Here is a 16720-nt window from a genome sequence, read left to right as displayed (position 1 = left end):
TAATCCGTCGAAAGTTGAAAAACCTTAGTTTACCGGTCGCTGATCACTCTAGATAGCGTGCCGACCAAGTCGTAGCCGTCCCAAATCACGCCGATATCCAATGCTTTGCCCACCGGAACCACCCGGTCTATGCCAATCAGGCCTTCGGCCACGACAAACTGGATCAATTGCTGCCTGTCCACGCCAAAACAACTCAGGGTTTGATAACGCTCGCCCACTATCCGCTTCAGGCAATTCAGATCGGCGCAGACATATTCAAAAAAGAAACCATGGCTCCCTCGATGAATATCGATATCCTCAGGCAGTTCCGCCAAACGCACGCGATAAATATCGTTGGCGTGCCGGCTCGAAGAAACGGCCGCATCCAAATGAATGGCCGTGCGGCACAAATGCGTGAACTTCTCGACAGCGTGCAGCGCCGGCGTCGCGCCCTTGCTCGCCAGCAAGCGCTGCATCGCCGGCCAGAAACGAAGCATCGCCGCTTCCGCTTGCTCTTGGCCGCCCAGCCATAAAATCAGATGCGGCGACGAGCAAGCGTTCTGATCCAGGAAAAACACATCGTTGTAAAACCCTTCGGCCAGCCCCTCAGTTGCGGCTCGGAAGCCGTTAGCACCGCCTCCGCCGCCATCACGCACAGCGAGTAACGGTCGGCAAAAGCGATATCCACGCAACGCGCTTGCGTCGGCATCGCCCGCAAATGGGCAATGGTGCCGTCTCCGCCCCACAGCACGCGCGCATGGCAGGCGCGGGACAGCGCCGCCGTGACATCGTCGTTGCGCGGGTAACGGATCAAGGCGTTCATCGCCGCGATATCCGCGTGTTCCGGCAGGGAAAACAGGCGCTCGATCTCCTCGCAGATCACCGCCACTTGCGGATGAGCCGCGCCGGGAACGCGCACGATATTGGCGTTGCCCGCCAGCAATCCGAAGGCGAACGAGAAAGCGAAATTGACCGGCACATTGGATGGCGCGATATGCAAGGCCAGGCCGCGGCCAAGCCTATGCCCGGCCTTACCAAAGGCCCCGGCCAGCCGCCTCAGATTGGCTTTGCGGCACCAGAAGGCAAACGCGGCGATATCGGGATAGCGCCGCAGTTCCGGACGCGACAACAAGGCCTTGGAAAGATCCGCCAAAAACGCGATGGAGCTAGGCGAGTAAGGCGGCAACGGCCGGCAGGCGATCCGCTCCGGGCTGGCGCCGGCCAGAATCTCTACGGGGATATCAGACATGCGCTTCATAAGCATAGGTATCGCTGCAACCACGCGCTTCGGCCCGCGCCACGCGGCCGGACACTTTGAAATACTTGCCCAGCCGACCGCAAGGACAATCGTCCTCGCCCAGCACGGCGCCCAGGTCCTCGGTCAACAGCGCATGGCCGGGGTAGCTGCGCGGCGCCAGCGACAAGACCTCGATCAAGCCCTCCTCTCCCACGCCCGCAAGGCTGAAATCGCCGGGCCGGCGAACCAGGACATCGGAATAGATGGAGGCATGCAAATGGCCTTGCTCGCACTCCAGAAAGATGGAGCCGGTCTGCTCGACCATGCCGTAATAATTCACCACCTGCTCAACGCCGGCGCACTCCTGAAGCGCGCGGCGGAAATCCTCATTGCCCACGGCCAGATCCTGCAACTTTTTCCAGCCTCCGCCATGCAGCACAATGCCGCCGGCGATAGCCAGGCGTTGATTCATTTTCCGCAGCGGCAGCACCAAATGCTGCCAGATCATGAAGGTAAAACCGAAGATGAAGATAGGCTTCCCCGCATGCCGCTCCAGAAAGGCCTGCACCAGGCCCAGATCCAGTTCCATTCTCTCATTCAGCGCGTACGTCACATCCTGTCCGAACAGGGAGAAGCCCAGTATGCCGGCTCCCCGCGCGGAAAACGCCGCCCGGTCCCGCAGCACGCTTGGCGAATCGATCACCAGCATCGGCAATCTCTTCTTGCCCAGCACCGTTCCCATCAGCCGAGTCAGGATCTTGGTTTGCCAGGCCGCCGTCTCCTTATCCAGATAAATGCGCGACACTTGCTGACCAGAGGTGCCCGACGAAGTCATGGTCTTGAATACCTGGCTGCGCTCCACGCTGAGCAGATCAAACTCCTTGAACAAGCGGACAGGCAGGTATGGAACCCCCGCCAGACCAACGGCCGACGCGTCTTCCGCGCCCTGCAATGCCAGGATTCGCGCATACTCCGGGCACTGGCCGGCATGCCATTGCGTCAGTTCCCGCAAAGCGGCGGAGAGCGCGGCGGCTTTGGCCGCCGCATCCAACGAATACGGCCCCCACTCCAGCCATGGCGTGAAATCCGGCGCGCTCATGCCTGAGCTCCCCAAGCTTGCGGCGTCAATTCCGAATACAAGATCTTTCCCGAAGCATTGCGCGGCAAATCGCCTCCCGTCATCACCTTGACCGACTGCGGCGTCACCGTCAGATAGCGCGCCAGCATGATCTTGATCTCCTTGGCCAGGGCCGCGTCGCCCTGCGGCACATAGACTTCGAGCCTGTCGTCGACGCCGGCGCAAGCGGCGACATGGCCGGCGTCAAGCAGATACTGCTCCACTTCCTGCAAATTGATTCGATGGCCGAACAGCTTCAAAAAACGTTTCAACCGCCCAACAATGTAGTAATCGCCGTCGCTGTCCCTACGCGCGACGTCTCCGGTTCTCAGCACGCCCTGGCGCTCGTCGCCCGCGGCAAGATCGCCGAATCCGCAAGCATAGCCCATAGAGACATTGGGGCCTTGATACACCAGTTCCCCTTCCGCCTCCGCGCCGTCGAGCCGCTCGCCGCGCTCATCCTCCAGCCAGAACTCGCCGCCCGGCACCGCCGCGCCTATGCTGCCCGCCTTGAGCGCCGCCTTGTCCGCAGACAGATAAGACATCCTGGCCGTGGCTTCGGTCTGACCATACATGGTGAAAAACCGTATGCCGCGGCTCTGGCAATGCAATGCGAACTCGCGGCTGAGCTCCGGCGCCATTCGCCCTCCGGCCTGGGTCAGCGTGCGCAAGCTGGGCAGCTCCATGCCGGTGAAGCGCAACTTCCTCAGCATCTCGTAATGGTAGGGCACGCCGCCGAAACTGCTCGCGCGAACGGCTTGCAGGAAGCCCCAAAAACCACGCTCGAGAAACGTTTTCCGGCTCACCGCGATCTTGCTTCCCGCCAAGGCATGGCTGTGCAGGATCGACAGTCCGTAGGTATAACTGGGCGCCAAAGTGGTAATCGGCACTTCGTCGGCACCCAGCTCCAAATACTGGGCGATGGCCATGGCGTTGCTCAACACATTGCGCTGCGACAAACGCACAAACTTGGGACTACCGGTGCTGCCCGAGGTGCTCAGCAGCAAGGCCAGCTCGTCATGAACGCGATAGTCGGCCTCCTCTTGCGCAATCAAGCAGTAATCGCGGTAGGCAAACAGAGCCGTCGCCTCTGGAAACTCCGCGCGCCTCGCGGCAGGCAGCCAGATGAACGCGGGCCGATACGCGTCCAGCAAGGGCTGCAATTGCTGACTGGGCAGATTGGCGGCCAGCATCAAAGGCACCGCGTTGACGCTTAGCAGATGGAAATAACCGGCCAAACCGCCTATATCGTTGTCGCAAAGACAGAACACCAGCCGCCGCGCCAACTCGCTCCCCAGCGACGGCGGCGCCAGCGCCAGCACCTCGCCATATGAGACGACCTCGCCTTGCTCCGACTCGAACAGCGGACGCGCGCCATGCTCCGCGAACGCGCCGGTCATGGCTTCCATCAGGCTAAGCGCCCTCATCGCAGAATGCTTCATCCGCTCAGCGGCCTTGCAGCACATCGCGCACCACGCCCGCGATGCGCTCGATGTCATCCGGCGTCATATCGTGAAAGCTGGGCAGATTGATGGCGCAGGCCGGCAAGGCCCAGGCATTGCGGTTTTCTGGCTTGGCGTCAAACATCGGCAAGCCCGACAAAGGCCAAAAGAACACCCGCGCATCGGCGTTTTCCTCAGCGAACGCCGCCTGCAGCGCCTCGCGCGTAACCCCGGTCTCAGGCGAAAACACCGCGGTAGGCATCCAGGCGCCATTGACGACGCCCTCGGGTTCCGGATTCATCCTCACGCCGGAGAGCGGCTGCAACCGTTGGCGATAAGCGTCGAATATCTCACGCTTGCGCTGGATCAGTTCCTCGATGCGCTCCATCTGAGCGCAGCCCAGCGCGGCTTGGATATTCGACATCTTGTATTTGAAGCCCACCAAGTCCGGCCAGAACTGCTTGCTTTGACCGCTGGCGCGGCCATGATTGCTGAGGGTCAGCACGCGCTGATAGAGCTCGGCGTCATTGGTGACGAACATGCCGCCTTCGCCGGTGGTCAAGGTTTTGGTGCCGTGAAAGGAAAATGCGCCGAATCGCCCCATAGAACCGGCCCGCTTGCCGCGATACTCGGAGCCGATCGCCTCGGCGGCGTCCTCGATGACGGGAATCCCGTGACGTTGCCCTATCGCCAGCAAAGCGTCCATATCGCAGACATTGCCGTACAGATGCACGGCCACAATGGCCTTGGTCCGCGGCGTGATGGCCGCCTCCACTTGGGCCGGGTCGAGGCACCAGGAGTCGGGCAGGATATCGACGAACACCGGCTCGGCGCCGAGATGGACGATGGGAGAAGCCGTTGCAATCCAATTGGTGTCGGCCAGGATCACTTCATCGCCGGGACCGATGCCAAGCGCGGCCATCCCCATATGCAAGGCCCCGGTGCAGCTGGAGGTCGCAATCGCATAGCCCACCCCAGATGGTTTTTGAACGCGGCCTCGAACTTGACGATGTAGTCGTAGCAGTGCTCGCCCCAGCCGTTGCGGGCGGCATCGGTCGCGTATTCGACCTCCAGATCGGTGATGGACGGCTTGGTGTAATGGATACGCGGTTTCATCTAATCTCCAGCGCGGGAGCCGCGGTGGCGAAGCGGCCGCCCCACTCCCGGATATAGTGAAGCTGTTGCATGACTTCGGCAGCGATATTCCAGGGCAGGATCAGCACGATGTCGGGTTTTTCCTGCTCCATCCTTGCCGGCGCGAAAATAGGCACATGGCTGCCCGGCAGGTATTTGCCCTGTTTCGATGGCGCGGCGTCGCAGACGAAAGGCAGCAGATCCGGCTTCACCCCGGCGTAGTTGAGCAAAGTATTGCCCTTGGCCGCAGCGCCGTAGGCGGCCACTTTCTTACCGGTCCGCTTTTGTTCCAGCAGGAAAGTCAGCAAGCCATCCTTCACCTCGTCCACCCGCTGCTGGAAGGCCGCATAGACCGTCAGTTGACGCAGCCCGGCCGCGGCCTCCGCGGCCAACACGGCGGCGATGGCGGGACCATCGGCTCTCTCGTCGTCAACGTGGCAGGCGAACACGCGCAGGCTGCCGCCATGGGTCGGCAGTTCCTCCACATCGAACACCCGCAGGCCGGCGGCGGCCAAAATGCGGGAAACGGTATACAGCGACAGGTAGGAGAAGTGCTCGTGGTAGACCGTATCGAATTGGACATGCTCGACCAGGCGCATCAGATGCGGAAACTCCAGCGTGATGGTTCCCCAGGCTTGAGCGCCGCTTTCAGACCACGGCTGAAATCGTTGATGTCCGGGATATGGGCAAACACATTATTGCCGACGATCAAATCCGCTTGTCGTCCTTCCCACGCCAGACGCCGCCCCAAGTCCTCTCCAAAGAACTCGCGCAACACCGGAATGCCCAAGCGCTCCGCGGCCGCGGCGGTGCTGGCGGTCGGCTCGATGCCCAGGCAAGGAATGCCGGCGGCCAGCACATTCTTCAACAGATAACCGTCGTTGGCGGCAACCTCGACGACAAAGCTGTCCGCGCCCAGTCCTAAGCGCCCGAGCATCTCGTCGACATAGCGCGCCGCGTGAGCCAGCCAGCTGCTGGATGTCGAGGAGAAATACGCGTAGTCCTTGGAAAAGAGCAGGTCCGCCTTCGCGTAATCCTCGGTCTGAACCAGCCAGCAATTGCCGCAAACTTTCAGCTTGAGCGGGAAATAAGTTTCCGGCGCGCTCAACTCCGCCTCGCTTAGATAGGCGTTGGACGGCGGCGCGAAGCCTAGATCGAGAAAGGTGTGCTGCAACGGCTCTGCGCAGTGTCGGCAATTCATGGTTCAAGCCCGGTGAAATCAGAGGACAACAAGGGATGGTTTTGGTCCCGCATGGAAAGATCGCGGACCGGCAACGGCCAGCGGACGTCCACCCGCGGCTCATCGTAACGCAAGCCTCCTTCGGCGGCGGGCTGATAGAACGCCGTATGCAGATACAACAGCTCGCTGTCCGGCTCCAGCACCTGGAAACCATGCGCGCAGCCCTCGGGAATGATCAGCATGCGTCCCGTGTCGGGGCTCAGCTCTTCCGCATGCCAATGCAGGAAAGTGGGAGAGCCCGCGCGCAGATCCACCAGCACATCCCATACCCGGCCGCGAATGCAGCGCACCATTTTCATCTCAGCATGCGGCGAGTGCTGAAAATGCATGCCGCGCACCGCGCCAAGCGCCTGGGTCCGCGAGTGATTGATCTGAACGATGCGTCGGCCGCCCAGCAAGCCGGCCAGCTCCTGCTCGCAAAACAAACGGGAAAACGCGCCTCGGTGATCGGCATAAGGCGCAGTCTCCGCAAGCGCGGCGCCGTCTATGCTGGTTTGTCGAATACGCATCAGGACACCCAAACCGCGTTTGCCGCGCGAGCGGACTCGATATAGCTCGCAAGTTGATCGAAGGTGATGATCTGCCCGGAGGCGTGGTGGTGACGATACCAGTCCGCCGTCATCTCCAGGCCTTGCTCCAAGCTCAATACTGGAAACCAGCCCAAGCGACTACGGGATTTCGCACAATCCAGGTACAACAAGCCAGCCTCATGCGGCTGCTCACCGGCCGCCGCTTGCCAAGCCAATTGCGGCCAAAACCGCTGCAGCTTCGCCAATACATCCGCCACGCTGCGGTTGGCCTCCGCCTGCGGGCCAAAATTCCAGGCCTCGGCCAAGACTCTCTCACCCTCAAGCAAACGCTGGCCAAGCAGCAGATAGCCGGACAGGCACTCCAACACGTGTTGCCATGGCCGCGTAGCGCTGGGCGAACGGATGTGCAAGGCCCTTCCTTGCGCCACGGCGCGCACCAGATCAGGAATCAAGCGATCCTCGGACCAATCTCCTCCGCCAATGACGTTGCCGGCGCGAACCGTTGCCAACAGCGGCGCGTCGTCGTTCTGCCAGAAAGACTTCCGATAACTGTCCACCAGCAGCTCGCAAGCGGCCTTGGACGCGCTATAGGGGTCATGGCCGCCCAGCGCATCCACTTCTCGATATCCCCAAGACCACTCATGATTGGCGTAGACCTTATCGGTAGTCGCCACCACTACGGCGCGCACGCTAGGGGTTTGACGACACGCCTCTAGAACATGGGCCGTTCCCATCACATTGCTTGACCAGTTCTGCAACGGGTCGCGATAGGAACGTCTGACCAAGGCCTGAGCCGCCAGATGAAAAACCATCTCCGGCTGCGCCTGATCAAATGCGGCGCGCACGGCTGCGGGGTCGCGAATATCCCCGCGCAGGTCCCGCACCGGACATTCCAGCAGATCCCAGTGATTGGGCGAGCCGTCCGGTTCCAAAGCCAGACAGGTGACATCGGCCCCCAAACGCGTCAGCCAGGCGGCCAGCCAGCTGCCCTTGAAACCGGTGTGGCCGGTCAATAGCACCCTGCAGCCACGATAGCGATCGCCAAACAGTCTCACGACCACACCTTCCACGGAGGATTGCCGTCCGCCCACAGTTTTTCCAACTGGTTCTTGTCGCGCAGCGTGTCCATTGCCTGCCAGAAGCCTTTATGCCGATAGGACATCAACTGCCCCTCCTTGGCCAAGCGCACCAGAGGCTCAGCCTCCCAACTGGTCTGATCATCCTCGATGTAATCGAAGATCTGAGATTCCAACACGAAAAAACCGCCGTTAATCCAAGCCCCATCGCCGGCCGGCTTTTCTTGAAACCCGCTCACCGTTTCACCCTTGATTTTCAGCGCGCCATAACGGCCAGGCGGCTGAATTGCGGTAACCGTGGCCGCCTTGCCGTGCGAACGGTGAAACTCAATCAAAGCCCTAATATCGATATCGGCAACCCCGTCGCCGTAGGTAAAGCAAAAAGGCTTGTTATTCAAATGCTCTCGGACTCGCTTAAGCCGCCCGCCAGTCAAAGTATCCTCGCCGGTATTGACCAGCGTCACTCGCCAAGGCTCGACATAGCGCTGATGCACCTCGATCTCATTATTGGACATATCAATAGTGACATCGGACATATGCAAGAAGTAATTCGCAAAATACTCCTTGATAATGTAGCCCTTGTAGCCGCAGCAAATCACAAACTCATTCACGTCGTAATGCGAATAAGTCTTCATGATGTGCCATAAAATAGGCTTGCCGCCAATTTCAATCATCGGCTTAGGCTTCAAATAGGATTCTTCCGATATTCGAGTACCCAGCCCGCCTGCAAGTATCACCGCTTTCACATTTGCTCCTATTTATTCTTTTCGCAAAATGGAACACACGCCTTGCAATGCGGCGCTCTCCAGCACAAGCCCTCGCACCTTGCTCCAAGCGAAAATACTATTCGACTACCGCTGCTGCTTCAGCTACTTCGAACAACAAAACGCCGCCAACGCCGCCATCACGCCCTCGACGCCGCGCGCGCCGGTTTCCGGATTAAACTCCACCGTCGCCGCGCCGCCCTTGCCGGCCGCCCAGTTGCTGACCAGGCACAGATGCGCATAAGGCAGATTCATCTCCCGCGCCAAGGCCGCCTCCGGCATGCCGGTCATGCCGACTATATCGGCGCCATCCCGCTCCAACTTCAATATTTCCGCGGCGCTTTCCAAACGCGGCCCCTGAGTGCAGGCGTAAACGCCACCCACCACCCCGCTGTGGCCGCTGTCCGCCATCGCGCGGATCAGGCGCTCTCGCAACGCCTCGTCGTAAGGCGAGGAGAATTCGGCGTGCACCACAGGGCGGTCCAGCCCCTCGAAGAAAGTGTGCTTGCGGCCCCAGCTGTAGTCGATGATGTTGTCCGGCACCACCAGGCGGCCCGGCGGCATGTCGGGGCGGATGCCGCCCACGGTGCCGATGGCGATCACGCCTTTGACGCCTTGATCGTGCAGCGCCCAGATATTGGCGCGGTAATTGATTTCATGCGGCGCCAGCGAATGGCCGTAGCCGTGGCGCGCGATGAACACCACGTTCTGCCCGTTCAATAGGCCGAAGGTCAGCGCGCAGGAGGGATCGCCGTACGGGGTGCGCACAACTTGACGGTGGGTGACTTCCAATACGGGCAGCTGGGCCAGGCCGCTGCCGCCGATGATGGCCAACATGATGTGTCCCCTTGTAATGGCGCGACGAATCGCTGTTTTTGCCGCGGCCTGAGCTGGGCGGCTGTGGGATTCTTGCTTGCGGCGAAGCGCCGACGCTCCAATTATGGCCGATTATTTTCCGCCGGCACATGCCGCCGCGCGGTGAATTTGCCCGCGGCCGCAGGGCTGGCGACGGCCGCTTTTGAAAACAAGCACTTGGCGAGCCAGCTGGAATTCCCGATGATTTATACAGACGTACAAATTCAGCTTGCATGGACTTATACGTTCGTATAAGAATAGATGTATGAAACTGAACAACGCGACTCGACAGCAATTGCTGGACTGCGGACTGGCCATGGCCAAGGAGGCCGGCCTGCGCGCGCTCACCGTGCGCGGCCTGTGCCAGCGCGCCGGGGTCAATCCTGGCAGCTTCGTCTACCACTTCGGCAGCCGCGACCGCTACTTGGCCGAACTGCTGGAAAACTGGTACGCGCCGCTGTTCCGCCACATGCAATCGCAGTTGCAGCAGCAAGCGTCGGCCTTGCCGCGGCTGCAGACCCTGCTGCGCCAGCTGCTGGCCTTCGTCGTCGAACACGGCGAGCTGATCGCCCACATGCTGCTGGACGCGGCCGCCGGCGAAACTGCCGCACAGGGCTTTCTGTCCACGCTGGCGCCCCGCCATCCCAAGCTGCTGCTGCAAAGCATTGCCGACGCGCAACAGGCCGGCGAACTGGAACGCGGCGATCCGCTGCACCAGGCGCTGTTCCTGATGTCGGCGCTGGGGCTGCCGGCGCTGGCCCAGCACATCATCGCCGGCAAGCCGCTGCTGCCCGGCCTGATCCAGCAAGCTTTCAACACCTACGCCATCGATCCGCGCCATATCGAGCAACGCCTGCAATGGGCGCTGCGCGGTTTGCGCCCATTGGAGCCACAGCCATGAAGCGTCCCCCTCTGCTCATCGGCCTCATCGTCGTCGCCCTGATCGCCGGAGGCGGCTACGCCTGGCGGCAACGGCAGCTCGCCCAAGAGCGCCTGAGCTTGTCCGGCAACGTCGACATCCGCGAAGTCAGTCTGTCCTTCCGGGTGGCCGGCCGCTTGCGGAGCCTGAACGTGGACGAAGGCGCCAGCGTACGCGCCGGCGAGCTACTGGGCGAACTGGACGCGCGGCCTTACCAAAACGCCTTGCGCGACGCCGACGCCGGCCTGGCCGCCGCCCAAGCGCGCAGGGCGCTGTACCGCGCCGGCCCGCGCGGCGAGGACATCGAACAGGCGCAGGCCAATCTGGACGCGCGTCGCGCCGCGCGGCTCAACGCCGAGCAGACCTACCAGCGCCAGCGCCAACTGGCCGACACCGGCGCCTCCGCCCAACGCGCGCTGGACGAGGCCCGCGCGCAGCGCGACCAGGCGGCGGCGCAGGCCGAGGCGGCGCGCCAGCAATGGCAGGCGCTCAAGCGCGGCTACCGCAAGGAGGAAATCGCCGAGGCCGACGCCAACGCCGAACGCGCGGCGGCGCAGCAGGCTCAGGCCCAGCTGCAACTGGCCGACACCCGGCTGCTGGCCCCGGCCGACGGCGTCATCCTCACCCGCGCGGTCGAACCCGGCGGCATGCTGAGCGCCGGCGGCCCGGTGTTCACCCTGTCGCTGACCCGGCCGGTGTGGGTGCGCGCCTACGTCGCCGAGCCCGAGCTGGGCAAGGTGGCCCCCGGCACCAAGGTCAAAGTCCGCAGCGACGGCCGCGCCCAGCCTTACGACGGCGTGGTCGGCTTCGTCTCCCCCAGCGCTGAGTTCACTCCCAAGAACGTGGAAACCCAGGACCTGCGCACCGCCCTGGTCTACCGGCTGCGCGTGGTGGTGCAAAACCCGGACGCCGCGCTGCGCCAAGGCATGCCGGTGACGGTGACGCTGGCGGACGGCCGCTGAGATGGACGCGCAAAACGCCATCGTCCTGCGCAGGCTGCGCCAGCGTTTCGACGCGCACGAGGCGCTGGCCGGCATAGACGCGACGATACGCCGCGGCGCGATCACCGGCCTCGCCGGGCCGGACGGCGCCGGCAAGACCACCTTGCTGCGGCTGCTGGCCGGCCTGCTGCAAGCCAGCGACGGCGCCGTCCGCGTCGAAGGGCTGGACCCCATCGCCGACGGCGACGCGCTGCGCGCGCTGATCGGCTATATGCCGCAGCAATTCGGCCTGTACGAAGACCTGACGGTGCTGGAAAACCTGGAGCTGTACGCCGATCTGCGCGGCGTCGCCGGCGAGCGCCGCCGGCACAGCTTCGAACGCCTGCTGGCCTTCACCGACCTGGCCCGTTTCACCGCTCGGCCGGCCGGCAAACTGTCCGGCGGCATGAAGCAGAAGCTGGGCCTGGCCTGCGCGCTGCTGGGCGAGCCGAGGGTCTTGCTGCTGGACGAGCCCAGCGTCGGCGTCGATCCGATTTCCCGGCGCGAGCTGTGGAAGATGGTGGGCGAACTGGCCGCCGGCGGCATGACCGTGCTGTGGAGCACCTCCTATCTGGACGAGGCCGAACGCTGCGACGAAGTGCTGCTGATCAACGCCGGCCAGCTGAGCTACGCCGGCGCGCCCGGCGAGCTGATCCGACGCATGGAGGGCCGCAGCGTGCAGCTGCGCGGCATCGCCGGCAACCCTCGTCAGATACTGCGGCGCGCACTGCGTCAGCCGCAAGTGCTGGACGGCGTGATCCAGGGCCAGGCGCTGCGCCTGGTGCTGCGCCAGGCCGGCCGGCCGCCTGAGCTGAGCGCCTTGCAGGCCGGGCCGGACGCCTGTTTCATCGTGGTTCCGCCGCGGCTGGAGGACGCCTTCATCGAACTGCTGGGCGGCGGCCCCGGCGGCGACTCGGGCCTGGCCGAGCAGATGCCGCCGGCGCAACTGCCCGCCGGCGTGGACCCGGACGCAGTGATCCGCGCCGAACAGCTCACACGCCGTTTCGGCGATTTCGTCGCCGCCGACAATATCGACTTCCAGGTGCGGCGCGGCGAGATCTACGGCCTGCTCGGCCCCAACGGCGCCGGCAAGTCCACCACCTTCAAAATGCTGTGCGGCCTGCTGCGGCCCAGCGCCGGCCAGGCCAGCGTGATGGGCATAGACCTGAAACGCAGCGCCAGCCGCGCGCGCCGGCAGCTGGGCTATATGGCGCAGAAATTCGCGCTCTACGGCAATCTCAGCGTCGCCCACAATCTGGACTTCTTCTCCGGCATCTACGGCCTGAGCGGCCAGACGCAACGCGACACCGTCGCCGAAATGGTCCGCGTGTTCGCGCTCGCGCCCTATCTGGACATGCTCGCCGGCGCGCTGCCCCTGGGCTTCAAACAGCGGCTGGCGCTGGCCTGCGCGCTGATGCACCGGCCGCCGCTGCTGTTTCTGGACGAGCCCACCTCCGGCGTCGACCCCATCACCCGCCGCGAATTCTGGACCCATATCAACGGCCTGGTGGACAAGGGCGTCACCGTGATGGTCACCACCCATTTCATGGACGAGGCCGAATACTGCGACCGCATCGGCCTGGTCTACCGCGGCCGGCTGATCGCCAGCGGCACGCCGGACCAGCTCAAGCGCCAGGCCGCCGGCGTCGATGAAGACATCACCATGGAGGAAGCCTTCATCCGCCTGGTGGCGGCCGACGACCGCGCCGGAGCCCCCGCATGAGCGCCGCCGTCAAACCCGCCCGCCTGCTGGCCTTGTGCCGCAAGGAAGCCATGCAGATCGTGCGCGACCCCAGCAGCATCCTGATCGCCTTCGTGCTGCCGATGGTGCTGCTGTTCATCTTCGGCTACGGCATCAATCTGGACGCCAACAAGGTGCGCATCGGCGTGGTGCTGGAAGACAGCGGCGTCGAAGCCCGCCGCTTCGCCGACGCGTTGGCGGGCTCGCCCTATCTGGAAGTCCATCCCGGACATGACCGCGCCGAGATGCGCGCGCGGCTGGCCGCCGGCGAAGTGCGCGGCATGGTGGTGATTCCCGCCGACTTCTCCGCCAAAATCCTCCAGGGACGCGGCGCGGCCGCGGCGCAGCTGCTCACCGACGGCGCCGAGCCCAATACCGCCAACTTCCTGGCCAGCTATCTGCAAGGCGCCTGGCAGATCTGGCAGACCCAGCGCGCGCAGGATCGCGGCCAGCCGCCGCCGGCCCCGCTGCGGCTGGAGCCGCGCTACTGGTTCAATCCCGACACCGTCAGCCGCAACTATCTGGTGCCCGGCTCCATCTCGGTGATCATGACCATCATCGGCGCGCTGCTCACCTCGCTGGTGGTGGCGCGCGAATGGGAGCGCGGCACCATGGAGGCGCTGCTGTCCACCCCGGTGACCCGCGCCGAACTGCTGCTGTCCAAAATCCTGCCCTATTACCTGCTGGGCATGGCCGCGATGCTGGTCTGCGTGCTGGCGGCCACCCTGTTGATGGACGTGCCGCTGCGCGGCTCCTGGTGGCTATTGTTCATCGTCAGCAGCCTCTTCCTGGGCAGCGCCCTCGGCCTGGGCCTGCTGCTCTCCACCGTCACCCGCAACCAGTTCGTCGCCGCTCAGGGCGCGCTCACCGCCGCCTTCCTGCCGGCCACCATGCTGTCCGGCTTCGTATTCGAGATCAACAGCATGCCGCCGTCGGTGCAGGCCGCCACCTATCTGGTGCCGGCGCGCTATTTCGTCAACGCGCTGCAAACCCTGTTCCAGGCCGGCGACATCTGGCCGGTGTTGTTGCTCAACACCGTCTGGCTGCTGCTGTCCGCGGCCTTCTGGCTGGGGCTTACCGCGCTTAAATTCCGCCGTCGGCTGGACGGTTAGAAAGGGTTCTCATGTGGCACTCACTGCTAACCCTGATCCACAAAGAACTGCGGGCCCTGCTGTCCAACCCGCAAAGCCGCCGGCTGCTGATCATGCCGGTGCTGTTGCAACTGCTGCTGTTCCCCTTCGCCGCCACGCTGGAGGTCAAGAACAGCACCCTGGCCATCTACAACCAGGACGGCGGCGCCGCCTCCATCGAACTGTCCCAGCGCCTGGCCGCGGCCCAGGCTTTTCCGCAGCTGCTCAATATCCGCAGCGAAGCCCAGTTGCGCGACGCCATAGACCGCCAGCAAGCGCTGCTGGCCATCCGTATTCCGCCGGATTTCTCCCGGCGGCTGGCTCAAGGCAGCGCGCCGCCGCTGCAAGCCGTCATCGACGGCCGCCGCTCCAATAGCGCGCAAATCGCCTTCGGCTACGCCCAGCAAATCGTCGCCCAGTACGCGCGCGAACTCAGCCCCGCGCCGCCGCCGGCCCAATTGCTGGTCCGTCACCTGTACAACCCCAACCTGGAATACCGCTGGTTCGTGCTGCCCAGCCTGGTGGCCATCATCACCACCATAGGCTGTCTGATGGTCACCGCGCTGTCATTGGCGCGCGAACGCGAGGAAGGCACGTTCGACCAATTGCTGGTCACCCCGCTGACGCCCGGCTACATCATGGCCGGCAAGGCCGTGCCCGGCATGCTGGTGGCCGCGCTGCAAGGCAGCGTCATTTCCGCCGCCGCGGTATGGATCTACCAAGTACCCTTCGGCGGCGGCGTCGCCCTGCTCTATCTTTCCATGCTGTGCTACGGCCTGGCCCTGTCCGGCTGCGGCCTGCTGATCTCGGCGCTGTGCGCCAACCAGCAGCAGGCCTTTCTCGGCGTGTTCGGCTTCATGGCCCCGGCGGTGATTCTGTCCGGTTATATGGCGCCGGTGGAAAACATGCCCTGGCCGCTGCGCGCGCTCAGCGCCGCGGACCCGCTCAGCCATTTCATCATCGTGATCAAGGGCCTGTTTCTCAAAGGCTACGGCGCGGCCGAGGCCTGGCCGCACTTGTGGCCGCTGCTGCTCATCGCCGCCGCCACCCTTGGCCTGGCCTACCTGATCTTCCGTCACCGGAGCGGACAATGAATCCATCTCGCCTCGCCATCTGCGTCTTGCTAGCCCTGCTCGCCGGCTGCGCCGTCGGCCCCGACTACCGGTCGCCGACGCCGGCGCAACTGCTGTCCGCCGTCAGCGCGGAAACCGAGCCGGAAGCCGCCGGCTGGTGGCAGGCCTTCCAGGACCCGGCGCTGAACCGCCTGGTCGGCGCCGCGCTGCGCCATAGCCCGGACCTAGTCAGCGCCGACGCCAATATCCGCCAGGCGCGCGCCGCGCTGGAGATCAACACCGGCGCGCAATGGCCTCAACTCAACGCCGGCGGCCGCGTCAGCCGCGACCAACTAAGCCGCCGCGGCGAAGCGCTGGCCAATATCCCCTTCGCCAACCCGCAGACCCTATTTACCGACTACCGCGCCGGCTTCGACGCCAGTTGGGAAATCGATCTGTTCGGCCATACCGCCCGCAGCGTGGAAGCCGGCCGCGCCCGGCTGGACGCCAGCCGGGAACAAGCCGCCGACGCCGCCTTGCGCGTGGCCGCCGAAACCGCGCGGCTGGCGCTGGACTACCGCTACTGGGGCTTGCGCGCCGACAACGCCGCCGCCCAAGCCCGCTGGCGCGCGGAACTGGCGCGGCTGAGCCGGCTGCAAGTCCAGGCCGGCCTCGCCGGCGCCGGCGAACTGGATCAGGCGGAAACCGAAAGGCTGCGCGCCGACGCGCAGTTGCAACCGCTGCTCGCCGCCCGCCAGGCCGCGCTCGCCGCGCTGGGCCCGCTGACCGCACTGCCGACGGAACAATTGCGCGCGCTGCTGGACGCCGCCGCGCCGGAGCCTCCACTGCCAGCCGCGCCCGCCGCCGGCCTGCCGTCGGAACTGCTGCTGCGCCGGCCGGACCTGCGCGCCGCGGAACGGCAGCTGGCGGCCGCCAGCGCCGACATCGGCGTGGCCGCGGCCGAGCAATACCCGCGCTTCAGCCTGCTGGCCAGCGGCGGCTGGGACAGCGTCCGCCCCGGCGACTTCGCCTCCCAGGCCAGCCGCTACTGGAGCCTGGGGCCGCAGCTCAGCCTGCCGTTGTTCGCCGGCGGCCGGCTGCAAGCCCAGGTCCGGGCGCGCGAGGCCGGCTACGACGCCGCGCTGGCGCAATACCGCAAGGCGGTGCTGCAAGCGCTGGCCGATGTGGAAACCGCACTGCTGCGCAGCCAGACCGGCCGCGTCCAGGACGCCCGGCTGGCCGAGGGAGAAGCCGCGCTGCAACGCCAGCTTGGCTACGCCCGCCAGCGCGTCGCCGTCGGCGAGGCCGCGCAAAGCCATGCGCTGGAAGCGCAATTGCAGCTTGCCGCATTGCGCGAACAGCGGCTGGCCGCGCGGCAAACGCTGTCCGCCGACCTGATCGCGCTGTACAAGGCGCTGGGCGGCGGCGCCTTAGCCGCCGACGCGCCGCCGCGCTAAACCCGCCCCCGCGCCGCGTTTAAGCTGCGCTTAAGTTTGCGGTGTTCCAATCGCCTTAATCCCCTAT

At 64.6% G+C, this 16720-nt stretch carries 17 protein-coding genes; 6 read left to right on the top strand and 11 right to left on the bottom strand.

The genetic code is table 11. The features are described from left to right. Positions 1-29 precede the first annotated feature (29 nt). From HQN78_RS24130 to HQN78_RS24080, 11 genes are all read right to left on the bottom strand, one after another. On the bottom strand, positions 30-476 hold the full coding sequence (locus HQN78_RS24130) for a hypothetical protein (RefSeq protein WP_235086900.1): 447 nt from the start codon (positions 474-476) through the stop codon (positions 30-32). A gap of 38 nt (positions 477-514) precedes the next feature. Continuing rightward, positions 515-1228, bottom strand: coding sequence for an acyl-CoA reductase (locus HQN78_RS24125; RefSeq protein ID WP_235086898.1), 714 nt, complete (start codon positions 1226-1228; stop codon positions 515-517). Further along, positions 1221-2315 carry a hypothetical protein gene (locus HQN78_RS24120; protein ID WP_235086896.1) on the bottom strand — a complete coding sequence of 365 codons (1095 nt, stop codon included), beginning with the start codon at positions 2313-2315 and terminating at the stop codon, positions 1221-1223. Before HQN78_RS24120 ends, HQN78_RS24125 begins: the two co-directional genes overlap by 8 nt. After that, complete coding sequence (locus tag HQN78_RS24115; protein ID WP_235086894.1) at positions 2312-3760, bottom strand: AMP-binding protein; 1449 nt, start codon at positions 3758-3760, stop codon at positions 2312-2314. Before HQN78_RS24115 ends, HQN78_RS24120 begins: the two co-directional genes overlap by 4 nt. A 19-nt stretch (positions 3761-3779) precedes the next feature. Then, positions 3780-4811 (bottom strand): DegT/DnrJ/EryC1/StrS family aminotransferase, encoded by a 1032-nt coding sequence (locus tag HQN78_RS24110; RefSeq protein ID WP_370646622.1) that lies wholly within the window; start codon positions 4809-4811, stop codon positions 3780-3782. Between the two features lie 76 nt (positions 4812-4887). Continuing rightward, the gene (locus HQN78_RS24105; RefSeq protein WP_235086891.1) at positions 4888-5508 is read right to left on the bottom strand and encodes a methyltransferase C-terminal domain-containing protein; all 621 of its coding nucleotides are present in this window, start codon (positions 5506-5508) and stop codon (positions 4888-4890) included. Next, positions 5508-6110, bottom strand: coding sequence for a methyltransferase (locus tag HQN78_RS24100; RefSeq protein WP_235086884.1), 603 nt, complete (start codon positions 6108-6110; stop codon positions 5508-5510). Before HQN78_RS24100 ends, HQN78_RS24105 begins: the two co-directional genes overlap by 1 nt. Continuing rightward, positions 6107-6670, bottom strand: a complete 564-nt coding sequence (locus HQN78_RS24095) for a dTDP-4-dehydrorhamnose 3,5-epimerase family protein (protein WP_235086881.1) — start codon at positions 6668-6670, stop codon at positions 6107-6109. The genes HQN78_RS24100 and HQN78_RS24095 overlap by 4 nt, the downstream gene beginning before the upstream one ends. Further along, a complete protein-coding gene (rfbG, locus tag HQN78_RS24090) occupies positions 6658-7734 on the bottom strand; it encodes a CDP-glucose 4,6-dehydratase (protein ID WP_235086879.1) in 1077 nt (358 codons plus the stop codon). Before rfbG ends, HQN78_RS24095 begins: the two co-directional genes overlap by 13 nt. After that, positions 7731-8501, bottom strand: a complete 771-nt coding sequence (gene rfbF, locus HQN78_RS24085) for a glucose-1-phosphate cytidylyltransferase (protein ID WP_235086877.1) — start codon at positions 8499-8501, stop codon at positions 7731-7733. The genes rfbG and rfbF overlap by 4 nt, the downstream gene beginning before the upstream one ends. Positions 8502-8624: 123 nt before the next feature. Beyond that, entirely contained in the window at positions 8625-9356 is a 732-nt protein-coding gene (locus HQN78_RS24080; protein WP_235086875.1) for an S-methyl-5'-thioinosine phosphorylase, read from the bottom strand. A 283-nt stretch (positions 9357-9639) separates the two neighbouring features. Between HQN78_RS24080 and HQN78_RS24075 the strand changes: the two genes are divergently transcribed. The 6 genes from HQN78_RS24075 to HQN78_RS24050 are packed head-to-tail and all read left to right on the top strand — an operon-like array spanning position 9640 to position 16653. Beyond that, positions 9640-10275 carry a TetR/AcrR family transcriptional regulator gene (locus HQN78_RS24075; RefSeq protein WP_235086873.1) on the top strand — a complete coding sequence of 212 codons (636 nt, stop codon included), beginning with the start codon at positions 9640-9642 and terminating at the stop codon, positions 10273-10275. Further along, positions 10272-11255, top strand: coding sequence for a secretion protein HlyD (gene hlyD / locus HQN78_RS24070; protein WP_235086871.1), 984 nt, complete (start codon positions 10272-10274; stop codon positions 11253-11255). Before HQN78_RS24075 ends, hlyD begins: the two co-directional genes overlap by 4 nt. Before the next feature lies 1 nt (position 11256). Further along, a complete protein-coding gene (locus HQN78_RS24065; RefSeq protein ID WP_235086869.1) occupies positions 11257-12996 on the top strand; it encodes an ATP-binding cassette domain-containing protein in 1740 nt (579 codons plus the stop codon). Next, a complete protein-coding gene (locus tag HQN78_RS24060) occupies positions 12993-14126 on the top strand; it encodes an ABC transporter permease (RefSeq protein WP_235086867.1) in 1134 nt (377 codons plus the stop codon). The genes HQN78_RS24065 and HQN78_RS24060 overlap by 4 nt, the downstream gene beginning before the upstream one ends. Positions 14127-14137: 11 nt before the next feature. Next, on the top strand, positions 14138-15238 hold the full coding sequence (locus HQN78_RS24055) for an ABC transporter permease (protein ID WP_107800462.1): 1101 nt from the start codon (positions 14138-14140) through the stop codon (positions 15236-15238). Next, a complete protein-coding gene (locus HQN78_RS24050; protein ID WP_235086864.1) occupies positions 15235-16653 on the top strand; it encodes an efflux transporter outer membrane subunit in 1419 nt (472 codons plus the stop codon). Before HQN78_RS24055 ends, HQN78_RS24050 begins: the two co-directional genes overlap by 4 nt. Positions 16654-16720 lie beyond the last annotated feature (67 nt).

Source organism: Chromobacterium sp. Beijing (genome assembly GCF_021496765.1).
Taxonomy (GTDB): Bacteria; Pseudomonadota; Gammaproteobacteria; order Burkholderiales; family Chromobacteriaceae; genus Chromobacterium.
This window is presented reverse-complemented; position numbering and strand designations above follow the sequence as displayed.

What these genes read in the sequence shown, in the direction of transcription:
- HQN78_RS24130 (WP_235086900.1), bottom strand. Translation starts at nt 476, where the DNA reads ATGCTTCGTTTCTGGCCGGCGATGCAGCGCTTGCTGGCGAGCAAGGGC.
- HQN78_RS24125 (WP_235086898.1), bottom strand. Translation starts at nt 1,228, where the DNA reads ATGTCTGATATCCCCGTAGAGATTCTGGCCGGCGCCAGCCCGGAGCGG.
- HQN78_RS24120 (WP_235086896.1), bottom strand. Translation starts at nt 2,315, where the DNA reads ATGAGCGCGCCGGATTTCACGCCATGGCTGGAGTGGGGGCCGTATTCG.
- HQN78_RS24115 (WP_235086894.1), bottom strand. Translation starts at nt 3,760, where the DNA reads ATGAGGGCGCTTAGCCTGATGGAAGCCATGACCGGCGCGTTCGCGGAG.
- HQN78_RS24105 (WP_235086891.1), bottom strand. Translation starts at nt 5,508, where the DNA reads ATGCGCCTGGTCGAGCATGTCCAATTCGATACGGTCTACCACGAGCAC.
- HQN78_RS24100 (WP_235086884.1), bottom strand. Translation starts at nt 6,110, where the DNA reads ATGAATTGCCGACACTGCGCAGAGCCGTTGCAGCACACCTTTCTCGAT.
- HQN78_RS24080 (WP_235086875.1), bottom strand. Translation starts at nt 9,356, where the DNA reads ATGTTGGCCATCATCGGCGGCAGCGGCCTGGCCCAGCTGCCCGTATTG.
- HQN78_RS24075 (WP_235086873.1), top strand. Translation starts at nt 9,640, where the DNA reads ATGAAACTGAACAACGCGACTCGACAGCAATTGCTGGACTGCGGACTG.
- hlyD (WP_235086871.1), top strand. Translation starts at nt 10,272, where the DNA reads ATGAAGCGTCCCCCTCTGCTCATCGGCCTCATCGTCGTCGCCCTGATC.
- HQN78_RS24065 (WP_235086869.1), top strand. Translation starts at nt 11,257, where the DNA reads ATGGACGCGCAAAACGCCATCGTCCTGCGCAGGCTGCGCCAGCGTTTC.
- HQN78_RS24060 (WP_235086867.1), top strand. Translation starts at nt 12,993, where the DNA reads ATGAGCGCCGCCGTCAAACCCGCCCGCCTGCTGGCCTTGTGCCGCAAG.
- HQN78_RS24055 (WP_107800462.1), top strand. Translation starts at nt 14,138, where the DNA reads ATGTGGCACTCACTGCTAACCCTGATCCACAAAGAACTGCGGGCCCTG.
- HQN78_RS24050 (WP_235086864.1), top strand. Translation starts at nt 15,235, where the DNA reads ATGAATCCATCTCGCCTCGCCATCTGCGTCTTGCTAGCCCTGCTCGCC.